Origin of the sequence: Gardnerella sp. KA00255 (assembly GCF_049244095.1) — a bacterium.
Taxonomy (GTDB): Bacteria; Actinomycetota; Actinomycetes; order Actinomycetales; family Bifidobacteriaceae; genus Bifidobacterium; species Bifidobacterium vaginale_F.
On the sequence record NZ_CP058374.1, the window covers coordinates 897410 to 909796 of the forward strand.

8 protein-coding genes and 1 tRNA gene are annotated in these 12387 nt (G+C 35.7%); 3 read left to right on the forward strand and 6 right to left on the reverse strand.

The genetic code is table 11. The annotated features are described in order from the left end of the window. Positions 1–705: 705 nt before the first annotated feature. Complete coding sequence (gene rpsO, locus HXT51_RS03605; RefSeq protein WP_004109774.1) at positions 706–975, reverse strand: 30S ribosomal protein S15; 270 nt, start codon at positions 973–975, stop codon at positions 706–708. Between the two features lie 183 nt (positions 976–1158). Continuing rightward, positions 1159–1827, reverse strand: coding sequence for a teichoic acid transporter (locus tag HXT51_RS03610; RefSeq protein ID WP_374703757.1), 669 nt, complete (start codon positions 1825–1827; stop codon positions 1159–1161). A 212-nt stretch (positions 1828–2039) separates the two neighbouring features. Between HXT51_RS03610 and HXT51_RS03615 the strand changes: the two genes are divergently transcribed. Next, the gene (locus HXT51_RS03615) at positions 2040–2729 is read left to right on the forward strand and encodes a DedA family protein (RefSeq protein ID WP_415692308.1); all 690 of its coding nucleotides are present in this window, start codon (positions 2040–2042) and stop codon (positions 2727–2729) included. A 139-nt stretch (positions 2730–2868) separates the two neighbouring features. Continuing rightward, a tRNA-Ala gene (locus HXT51_RS03620) sits at positions 2869–2941 on the forward strand. 56 nt (positions 2942–2997) lie between these two features. Here HXT51_RS03620 and HXT51_RS03625 read toward each other — a convergent pair. The 4 genes from HXT51_RS03625 to murA form a co-directional block, all read right to left on the reverse strand. After that, complete coding sequence (locus HXT51_RS03625; RefSeq protein WP_421776205.1) at positions 2998–5409, reverse strand: hypothetical protein; 2412 nt, start codon at positions 5407–5409, stop codon at positions 2998–3000. 95 nt (positions 5410–5504) lie between these two features. Continuing rightward, positions 5505–5888, reverse strand: coding sequence for a hypothetical protein (locus HXT51_RS03630; protein WP_421776206.1), 384 nt, complete (start codon positions 5886–5888; stop codon positions 5505–5507). A 168-nt stretch (positions 5889–6056) separates the two neighbouring features. Further along, positions 6057–8627, reverse strand: a complete 2571-nt coding sequence (locus HXT51_RS03635) for a serine/threonine protein kinase (RefSeq protein WP_421776207.1) — start codon at positions 8625–8627, stop codon at positions 6057–6059. Between the two features lie 456 nt (positions 8628–9083). Beyond that, positions 9084–10433 (reverse strand): UDP-N-acetylglucosamine 1-carboxyvinyltransferase, encoded by a 1350-nt coding sequence (gene murA / locus HXT51_RS03640; protein ID WP_180978570.1) that lies wholly within the window; start codon positions 10431–10433, stop codon positions 9084–9086. Between the two features lie 973 nt (positions 10434–11406). On the opposite strand from murA, the gene HXT51_RS03645 reads away from it, so the two are divergent. Then, positions 11407–12387 carry an IclR family transcriptional regulator gene (locus HXT51_RS03645; protein WP_421776814.1) on the forward strand — a complete coding sequence of 327 codons (981 nt, stop codon included), beginning with the start codon at positions 11407–11409 and terminating at the stop codon, positions 12385–12387.

Sequence of the window (12387 nt, forward strand, 5' to 3'; positions counted from 1 at the left end):
CTTTTCTTAACTTACCTAATCAACCAACATGCGTAATAACATTGACGAATCCGCATCATTACCTATATGCGAATATTTGCAATCTTTGCAACACTTGCATTACGCCAATATTTCGTAGTGTTTTTTGTTTCGGCTACTTCAATCATCCTTATTTAGTTATACTTCATTTTTTAGTTATAAAATTAAAATAATTCAGCGCTATTTACAAATACATTGTGCTGAATTAAAGACTAATTAAGTTTTAATATTCAATCTTCTTTAATATATATTAAAGATTTTACTGCCTTAATTATTACTCTATTATTTTATTTATAATTTATTATTTTAACTTTTATTATTTTCTTCTCGAGACTTTCTGTCTTCCCAGATTTTAAATCTACAGAATTATTTAAATTATTCTGAGGATTTTATTTCTCTCAAACTTCTTAGTTTCTTTATTCTCTTAAATTACTCTCTCAAGACTCTTTAAAGGCTCTCTTAAGGCTCCCTCAAGACTCTCTCAATAGTTACTCTCTTAAATTATTGCTTTTAAGATTTTCTCTCTTAAGTTTTTTAAGTTTTCTTCTTAAACTTTTTTCCTAAGATTTTCTCTTAAGATTTTCTCTCCTACACTTCTCTACTAAGCTTTTCACACAAACAAATATGTTTAAAACTCAGAAGAAATGCAAAAAGACCCGGGCATAATAACACCCGGGTCAAAAAAGATTATCGACGCAAGCCAAGTCGTTCAATCAAAGAACGATAGCGATTGATGTCAACGCGCTTCAAATAATCAAGAAGACGACGACGATCACCAACCATAAGAAGCAAACCACGACGAGAATGATGATCGTGCTTGTGCTCCTTCAAATGCTCAGTGAGATCAGCAATGCGCTTGCTCAACAAAGCGACCTGCACTTCTGGGGAACCCGTGTCACCCTCGTGCGTCGCGTATTCGTTGATAATATTCTTCTTATCTTCAGCCGTTAATGCCACGGCGTCCTCCTTAATATCACTGCGCGGTGCCACAACCTCATGTTGTAGCGCTCTCAATCCGCGGGCGTTACACGCCGAGTTTCAATGTTACAGCTAAGCGAGAACAAATTAATATATGAACGCAAAAATTCTAAGCGCAAAATAAAATTCAACTACAATCCAATTTTGCATTAGCTGCATCAACTACATTGCTGTTAGAAAACCGCCAAACAAAACTATTAATATTGAAATAACTTCAACAGTGTAGAACATAAGGAAAGATGCCCAGCTTCTCGTAAATACGTTAAGGCGCGATTTTTTAGGCACTACAACGAGTAAGCCAACAAATAATATTGCAAACGCAGCAACACCAAATCCAGCAGATATAATTCCAAGATTAGCAGCATTCGCCAAAGCAGCTGAAGCACCGTAAACAACATGAGTAGAATACCAGAAACTTAATCGCAACAAGCACAATCCAGCAATAAATTGTTCAAATGCCAAAAATACGAGTAAGCCAATTCTCCATATCCACTGTTTTGGCTCAATAACAGTCATAGCCAAACAAGTAAACAGCGTTACAGTAACAATCCAAGAAATAAAAACAACTCCAGCTGGCGAAAGAACTGAGAAATTATCTATAACCCAATTTGTATTATTTGCCGCAAGGGTTCTGCCTTCCCAATACGGAGCAATAATAGCTACAAGCAAAACAACTACGTATAAAGCCACCCATTTAGGATTAGAGTTTTTACGCGAAATATCTGCAATAGAAAGCTCCTCATCCGGCTTTGACATATCTACGGAATTAGAAATAGAATAATTTTCCTCTACAGATTCAGACTTTTTATCACTATTTACTTTAGTCTTCATATCAGCCGAACTCCTTCCTATTTACTGTAACACTTTATATTTTACGTCACAAAATTTACCTTTATCTATCACCATATTTTATACGAGTGTACGCTTATATGCACATTTGCAAAACTTCTTAAGTTGAAGCATTGCAATATAATTAGTAGTCCGAGTTAATTGACATATGCAACGTTTCAATAGCATCGTTGCAGCCATACGACAGGATATTCATGGGATTCATTGATTTTATTGCTAATCTTCTCAAAAATCCACACTCAGCCATAGCTGGCTGGATTGCCATGGGCACAGCACCAGCGCTAGGGATTATATTCTTAGTAATTTTTATTGAAACAGGAGTTGTGTTCTTCCCATTTTTGCCAGGCGATTCATTGTTGTTCGCGGCTGGAGTTTTTGCAGCACCAGACGTTAAAACTGGTAACGTCGCCTTGCCACTTCCATTATTACTTTGTGTTGTTTGGCTTGCTCCAATTATTGGCGATCAATGCAACTACATGATAGGCCATTTCTTCGGACGCAAAATAGTTGAATCAGGTATGGTTAAAGCTCTTACTCCTGAGCGACTTGCGAAAACAGAAAAGATGATTGACAAGTGGGGACCTTTAGCAGTATTCATGGGTAGGTTCTTCCCGTTTATTCGCACATTTATGCCGTTTATTTCTGGAATTTCTGGCATGAAGTGGATAAGATTCACGCCATATTCGATTCTTGGCGCAATAACATGGTCTTCACTTTTTACTTTCCTCGGATATTTCTTTGGAAACATACCTTTTGTGCAGAAAAATTTTGAATTAGTAATCGTTGCGATTTTGCTATTATCACTTATCCCTACTTTTATAGGTCTGATTAAAGCTCATATTGCTCATAAAGCGAAGAAAACCGACGCTTCCAATAAGGAATAGTCACAGATTAAGTAATAGTCAAAACCAAACCTCCAATGCAATATCGCCACTCTCGCGCGACACACCGATAGCCTATATACGCACCTCGTTGTGCTTATATAAATTTTGTAGTAACCTTGGAGAGTTGTCGTAAGATATTGGGGCTATAGCTCAGTTGGTAGAGCGCTTCGTTCGCATCGAAGAGGTCGTGGTTTCGATTACCATTAGCTCCACTAAGCCCGCTGCACTCATTCCACCGCGGCGGGCTTTTTTATTATAAAATTCGGGGTTAATTCCCAAAAAGCTTCCCGTCATGACGATAAACAAAATATCCAACTACACAAACGCCAGAAACACTAACAATTATTACGGCAATTGCAATTAATAATCCAGCATTATTGTTTTTAGAAGGATTGTTTGAGAATGATTTATCTTCAGACATTAGCTTCTTATTGGAATGCTCATTCGAAATTTCCCCCTGATTTTCTGAATCATCTTTATTTTTATCTTTAGAATCCTTACTATTCTTATCATCATCGCTTTTAGATCCGCTATCTTTATCGCCATCATCACCTTTATCACTATCGCTATCTTTATCGCTCGTTTTATCTTTATTAGCACTATCTTCTTCAGAATCATCATGATTTGCTGAATTATCAGAAGATTTCTTAGATTTAGTACTAGATTTATTAGACGAATCTGCAGAAGCGCGGTTAGAAGAATCCTTTTTAGCGTAAGACTTTCTTGCACTGCGATTTAACCTTATAGCATCCGCCATGTCATGCGGCATAGCTCGATTATGATCTTTTAATATTGCTTTCCATCTAGGATGCAATCTATAAACACTTCGTGAAACATTCTTATTTTTCTTAACGCTTTTATTTGATTTTGTATTACTAACTTCAGAATCGTTTTCATTCTTTTCAGCACTTTTACCTTTAGTTTTTTGCACTGTTTTATCAGAAGAATCCTCATCTTTCTCTTGTTTTTTAGACGCACTAGACGCATCAGAAGCATTAGAAACATCAGAGGCATTAGATTCTTCAACACGTTTTGGACTACTATCTCGCTTATTGATATCATCAGATTTGCGGCTATAAGCAGACTTCAGAGAATCTTTTCCCCCAACTTTTTGACTAACTTTCTGACTACCTTTCTGACTAACTTTTCCATTAACTTTCTGACTCACTCTCTTATTTGCCGCATTATTCGAAGAACCATTTGCCGCATTATTCGAAGAACGCTTAATTTTCGCACTTGTCTTAACAGACTTTTCTACGAGATAATCTTTTCTAGCTTTATTACTTTTATTCAGATTTTCGTTAGTAGCTTCTTTTTTAGCACTTTTAGAATTTCCAACATTTACCGATGAAGACTTAGAATCATTGGAATTACGCGTATTATTATTTGAATCATTGTTCACATCAGAAGCCCTATTACGATCAGTAGCAGCATCACTACGTATAGCATCGCTATTACTAGAATCAACATCACTGTCGCGAGAACCACTGTCACGCTTTTCATTGCTACCGGTATTCGTAATCCCAGCATTAGCAGATTTACTGTCTACAATAAATGAATTTTTTAATATTTCTGACTTATTCCCAGAAAGATCTACAAATCCATATAGCACGCACCAAAATCCGTCGTCATAATTCGCTGTCGCATGCCATTTCTTGCTTGTATCCTCTTTAGTAAAATCAGAAGCAGTAAGAATTACCTTGTTATTGTTAAAAGAATTAACTGCTATAGGCATCGCAGGCTCTAAGCTCTTAACTAAAGCAAAATTCTCATCTTGAATTGTTACATGCGCAATTCTACGAGTATTGAAATATTGCATATCTCGAGAATTATTATCTTCGTATTTAACAGATATTTTCGGACGCGTATTGTCAATTACTATGTAACGAATAAAACTTTGATTATTATCAAAATTGCTAATAGACAAACTGCTATTATCCGCTTTATTATTATCCGCAACAACATTGCCAGAAATACCATTATCCCTAATACCATTATCCGCATTATTTTCAGAATCATAATTCTTTGAATTAGAATAAATGCGATAACGCGAAGGATACCTAAGAGAAACAGACTTCACAGTTATCTTAGATAAATCATATATGCCTTCGTTTTTAAGAGTTAAGTTAATCGTATAACTCGTAAGCGCATCTAAAGGAAGCGACTTAATTTGAGGATTCTCTTTGTAATTAACTTCAACATCTTCCGATAATGCTAGAAAATTCCTATACAAACGAGAATTATTAGTCGAGTTATAACTCGGTATATTAACTCGCACGGTTTTAAGATTTTTAGCAAACTCTCTTGTAAATCCATCTATAGTAATTTTTAAGCGCACATATGCGTGAGCGAAAGCAAACATGCTTTTATTAGATATTTTCGTATCATTTTCACCACGAAAATCCACATTTTTAACATGTAAATTTCTAAGTCCGCGCGAATCAAAATCACGCAAATCACTACTCGGACGCAAATCATCAGCATTACGTAATTCATTAGCATTACGTAATTCTTTGCCTTCAGCCATTGCAGAAGAAGACTTTACATCATGCAAAAATGCATTAATATGCGTCTCATTCATACACATCCAAGAAATAATAACTATTAAAACTATAGGAATATACACCCATCGTTTATGAGATGAAGATGTATAAATACTATGCTTACCCAACCTCTTCATAATCACATTCCCCCAAATAAACAGATACAAAACACTTTTACTCAAATTTAAATTAGAGCTACAAATAAATTAATTTAATCATTACGTTTATTCGCTCATACAAGACAAAGCAAACGTTTATTTACACGATTAACGCCAGAATTCTTAGAGTTACTTGTACGCAAAGAAATTTGTATTAGACTAGAAGATCTAGGACGACTATTGCTACAAAAACTACCCCTCAAAAACCGCTTTTTAGATCGGACTATAACGCGCCTTCCGCGACTTTCACGAAACTTTTGAAAAATAGATAATCCACGATGATTTGCGCATGATGAATATTTTTGACCATGCCTTGCAGATGTTTTAATTAAAGTGCCAACTGAACTAACAGCTCGCTTTAACACAGCAATCTTCGCCAAAGCGAACGCTCCGAAGCACAATAACACACCCATTATCAGGAGTGAATATCCCAACATATTCCACATATTAGCTGTCATACTTTCCCCCTATTTAAAGCTCTCTTCTTAAACTGCAATCCACTACTGTGATCCACTTAAACTGGATCCACTTAAACTGGATCCACTTAAACTGGATTCACATAAACTAAATTGCAATCCGTTTAAACTGAAATCAGCCACCTTGTTTTAGTTATTTTTAGCCACTATTTAGTTGCGCTTAGTAGTCTTTTGCTTCCCATTTTTATTTGATTTGACTCGTGTACTACTCCAACTCATTCCTTTAAAATCATTGCCATCACCTCCTTTAGCGTCATCGTTGATATAAACTCCACCTGTATCTGCATATTTATGAGTATTTATATCTTTTTTATCTATGAGTATTCCTTTATCTGCATTATTTTGATTTGACTTTTTACTATTAGATTTTTTACTATTTACTTCTTTATTATTTGCATCTTTGTATTCAGATTTATTATCAGCAACACCCACATTTTCTTTGATAACTTCATAAATACTTAGCAATTGTTGCTTTCGAGATTCAAGAATGCAACTCGTAGTATTAGTAGACTGCGCTAAACCATAAGCTAACTCATAAGTTTTTTGCACGTTATTTTTATCGTTTTCATCGTCTAAAGTCGCGTCCAAGAATTGAGCACTATCCACAGCAACTTCAGCCATACCAATACGCAAAGCTGCATTATTATTTTCATAAGTCTTTTTGAGCAGCCTTATAAGGCAATCACAAAAGTCGCGATAATACGCTTTCTTTTGCTGATTTTGCGCATAGCTCAGCTCACTGTTCTGATTAGTAGAATCTTCAGAAGAATTAATTAAATTATCAGTAGAATATTTTGATTCCTCACTGGATTCTCTAATTAGCTGCAAATACGATTTGGCGACAGACTTATATAGTTTAATAAGCTCATAATTTGAAGAATCCTCACTATTTAAAGCTTCTTCAAACCAACCAACAGCTTTATAAACATCTTCTGCATACTCTTTTTCAGAAATATCTGAATTATTCAAATTATCGTCGCGCGAATTACTGTCACGCGAATTACTAAAATCATCAGTCTTATAATTACGCCCGCTTTTAGAATCACTAATTTCAGAATTATTCGCATCTACTTCAGAATCATCTTCAAAATTTTCTGACTTAAAGAAATCAAAAGCATAAAACCAATAGGCCTTACCTATCTCAAAAGAAAGCTTAGACCATAGTTCAGGTTGATTGCGCAATCTTGCTTCATAAGTTGAAATAATCTTATTAAATGCAACTATTTCACTTTCATCCCAGCGATAATCTTTGCAATAATACTCCAATAATTTAAGCACAGGAGTCATCGGCATTGATTCATCACTTATCGCACGCACGCAATACATTTCAGCTTCTTTAGAAGTTAAAGCAGAAACGCAATTGCGAATATTATTGTCATAATTTTCATTTCTCACGCGTTGAGATACAGCAAAACTCACAGGACTTAGAACAAAGCACAAAGCTCCAGAAAGAACTAGCGCTAAAATTCGCACAAAGTTCTTCCTCTTATTAGCAGTGCGCTCCCTTCTGCTTGCATACGATTTTTTCTCGCGACTAGAAAAGTCTTTTCTAGTTTCTTCTTCGCAGAACTCATCTTTAAATGAATTATTACTATGATCTTCTTTAAAATCATATGAATTATCATCGCACGATTCTGAATCAGAAGTTTGATTATTAGACGCAGAAAACATACTAGCCGCAGAAACAGTACTGATACCAGAAACATTATTGATACCAGAAACTGTAGCAGCATTATTCGCAACAGCAGCAACATTCGAAACTGTAGAGACATCCGAAACAGCACCAACATTAGAAACTGCAGCAACACTAGAGACAGTAGCAGCATCCGATACGGCACCAATCTCAGAAATAGCGCAAGACTTATACTTACTTAATAATTTTTGCAATATAAGTAAGTCATTCATCATATCATCGCAAGAACGATACCTATGCATAGGATCAGCGCACATACCGCATTCTACAATCTTGCATAATTTAGAAGTTAAATCTAAATCAGCTCGCTTATGCATATTATTTTCAGACTCACGCTCATTAAGCATATAAGAAAAACCGATTTTGCCAGTGCGCTTATCGAATTCAACTTTTTTACCTAAAAGCACATATCCCAAAGTTGCAGCTAATGCATAAATATCTGATTGAACAGTTATATTTGCGCGCTTATCTAATTGCTCAGGAGCAGAAAAACTTTTAGTCGCAAAAATAGCATTACCATAATCATTTGAACTTATATCACGTATTGTTCTCAACTCTTGAGAAGCTCCGAAATCTATAAGTTTTACATGATTCTCGTTGTTTATTATCACATTTGCTGGCTTCATATCGCCATAAATTACACAAGGATGCAAGTTATGAAGATACTTCAATATGTCGCATAATTCCAAGCCAATTTTGATCACAAATTCAGCATTTTGAGCGCCATTTTTAGCAACAATATATGAAAGAGAATTTCCTTGAACATAATCTCGCACTATATAAGCGCGATTATTTTCTTCAAAATAGTTAACAATGCGAGGTATAAGAGGATGATCGCAACGATTTAAAATGGAAATTTCCGCTTTCAAAGCATTCATAACAAAATCACGATTAGGATTTGAACCTAAAATAACTTCTTTTACAGCCCAAGTTCGCTGCAACACGTTATCTACAGCAAGAAACACTGTAGACGTGCCACCGCGACCAAGCTCTCCAAGTAGCTGGTATCTACCTCCAACGCATGTCATTTTATGCCCCAACTTTCTAATACTCACATGCTTTACTCACATGCCATATTCACATGCTTTAAATGCTCCTTTTATTGCTTTCAATCAACCCCAACCGTGGATGTTTGTATTACTTTAACGAATATTTTTAAATAGACAAAGCTTTTTTATGCATTGTGGTCGAAAGTTTAAAATAACATTTTCTTTACGCAAATAAACATAAAATTACAAAATAACACATAGCAAAAAACGCCCATAAGAAACCAGCAAAACCAGCGGAGCCAGTAAAACCAGCAAAACTTATGAGCGTTAAAAATAAATATGCCTCAAAATATGACTCAAAGAAAATGACTCAAAGACAATAATCCAAAGAAAATCCAGCAGAGAATCTGTCAGAAAACCTAGCAAAAACCTAGCAAAAACCTAGCAAAAACCTAGCAGAAAACCTGCAAAAATCTAGGAATCATAAACTAATCGTCAATCAATATCTGCACCCAATGCGAGTAACTTACCACGGAAATCAGCATATCCACGATCTATTAACGATATTCCGTGCACATTTGAAGGACCTTTTGCAGTTAGAGCAGCAATCAAATGACTAAAACCACCACGCAAATCAGGAACATCAATATCTTGACCAGTTAAAGGCGTCGGGCCAAAAATAACAGCAGAATGCTTATAGTTACGCTGCTGGAATCGGCATGGAAGAGATCCTAAACATTCACGATAGAGCTGCACCATAGCACCCATATCAACTAAAGGCTTAGTAAATCCAAAACGATTCTCATACACTGTTTCGTGCACAATACTCAAACCCTTAGCTTGAGTTAAAGCAACAACTAAAGGCTGCTGCCAATCAGTCATAAACCCAGGATGCACATCTGTTTCAATAGCTACAGGCTGCAAATCCCCACCTGGATGCCAGAATCTAATACCTTTATCAGTTACATCAAACTGACCGCCAACCTTACGAAATACATTCAAGAAGGTCATCATTTCAGGCTGAGTAGCACCCTTAATAAACACATCTCCATGAGTTGCAAGAGCAGCAGAAGCCCATGAAGCTGCCTCAATTCGATCAGTTAACGCTGTATGCGTGTAACCATGAAGCTTTTCAACACCTTCAATGCGGAAAGTTCGATCAACATCAACAGAAATAATAGCTCCCATTTTCTGCAAAACAGCTACTAAATCCATAATCTCAGGTTCAATAGCAGCACCAGAAAGCTCTGTGCGGCCCTCTGCCAAAACAGCAGCCAGAAGTGTTTGCTCAGTTGCACCAACCGAAGGGTAAGGCAAATGAATCTTAGTACCATGCAATCCATAAGGTGCAGTGATATGAATACCGTCTACATGTTCTTTATCAACATTTGCGCCAAGCTTACGCAAAGTTTCCAAATGAAAATCGATTGGACGGCCGCCAATATTGCATCCACCTAAAGCTGGGATAAACGCTTCGCCCAAACGATGAAGCAGCGGACCAGAGAAAAGAATAGGAATACGAGAAGATCCAGAAAGCGTATCAACATCTGCAACATCAGCTAATTGAACTTTGGTAGCATCAATTGTCACAATGCCTTCAGAACCATTTACTTCAACATTAACTCCATGCAAGCGAAGCAAATCTGAAACAACGTGAACATCTCGTATTTCTGGCACATTCTTTAATACTGATTTTTCAGGCGCAAGCAATGCTGCAACCATCGCCTTGCTCACGAAATTTTTAGCACCGCGAACTTTAATAGTTCCATTCAGCGGCTTACCGCCTTCAACGTGCAAAACATCTGACGCATTATTGTCAATATCAGCTGCGCTATGTGCGGACACAGTTACCTCTTTCGTTCACGCGCCAACTTTAGATTCAACCACACTTGCTATTTACTCATATTCAAACATAGTTTAGTATCTTCTATCACGCAAAATATCCAACTCATATATGAACCAATAATATTTTGCATGAAAGCAGCAGCGCATTCAAAAACACTATATACATCATAGCGAAACACTTGCCCACACGCTGAATTATTTGTTGAATTCTACACGCAAATTTTATCTAACAGCTTAAATTCAAAAAGAATCAAAAATAAAATCGTAAAAGTTGTAAAGCTGAAAGGGAGAAAAGCGTAAAATCCAGAGAACTGGAAGGGCCAAAAGAGTAAAAGTTGGAAATCTGAAAGCCGGAAAGCCAAAAAGCCAAAAAGATATAAATCTAAAATCCACAAAACTGAAAAATTGAAAGCTGGAGATCTAAGAAAGATAAAGTCAAGAAAAAAAAATGATATTTTTTATTTTTATTTTCCATTTTTAAAATTATAAATTTTCAATTTTTCTAAAATCATAAAAATCGTAATTATTATTAAGATAAATTGCGATATTGGCTTAAAAAATAATTTATATGGTAGATGTTACCGCAATCATTTTGGAAATCCACTTACAAAACGAAACTGTAAAGTTTACATAAAAATAAACTTATTTTTGCAACAAGAAACATTTATACGAAATTTTTATCTTTTTAAAAGAATATTTCTTAAAAACATTATTGAAAGCCATATTTGCATTTTTAACAAATAATGGCATAATCATCAATAAACTTTTAAGCAATTGATAATTTTCCATATTGAATCAATAAATATCGGAAATTATTAAAAAACAATTATTAAAAAACAAAACTGCAATAATATGCATTCATATGGGGTGGTGAAAACATATGCAGAATAGCGAAAATGACAATCTGATGCGCAATTATGTAAACAACGAAAATAACGAAAACAATCAGATTATTATTCCAACTAGCGCTATTTTGCCTAATTCCACTTTGTCTAATTCCACTCTGCCTAACGCCACACTGTCTAATGAAAATTCTGAAAATTTTTTGGAAACATATAACGACGAGAACAAAATCTCAAATACAGCAAGCATAAACGATGTTTTGCAATCTATAGAAGCAGAAAATTCCTCGTCTAAAGAGAATCTAGAAGATTATTCCGGCGTAGGCGTACTAGATAAGATTGTTCGAATAATTGACACACTAGAACAAGGACCACTAACTTTAGCGCAACTTGTAGAAGTAACGCATTTGCCAAGACCGACAGCTCATAGACTCGTTACAGCGCTAGAACACTACAACTTTGCATCTAAAAATCACCAAGGAAAAATACAACTTGGATCTAGATTCACAGAACTCGCATCATACACAAGTGACGACCTGCTACTATCTAAAGTCGATCCAGTTTTAAAAACATTAGTAAATAAAACCGGAGAATCAGCATTAGTATTCCGCAGACAAGGTGGCAAATGCTTATGCGTTGCAGCAGAAAATCGCAATATTGCTAGCAATATGAACTCAATGCACAATGAAAAATATATATCGCACTTTCAAAATCAAGGACTAAATTATTCATACGATGATTTAAATCGCGAAAACTCTAAAACAACGTCCTTATTTAAAGTAGGATCTGTCCTTCCACTCACACGCGGATCTATTGCCCAAGTATTATTAGCCTGGGAAAATCTTGAAAAAGTACAGCAATATATAGATAATTCAAACTTTACAAACGCACATCTTAGCACTGTACGCAAGCGCGGATATGCGGAATCACTCAATGATTACGATAGTAGATTATGCTCAATTTCTGCTCCAATTCGTAACTCTTCAGGAAAAGTTATTGCGGCCCTTACAATATCCGGAGAAGCAAATCGCATGGGCACAAACCTGGGGTTGCGTTATTCGCATCTTATTATTTCTGCAGGCAAATATTTAAGCGAATCGTTGTCGAAGTAA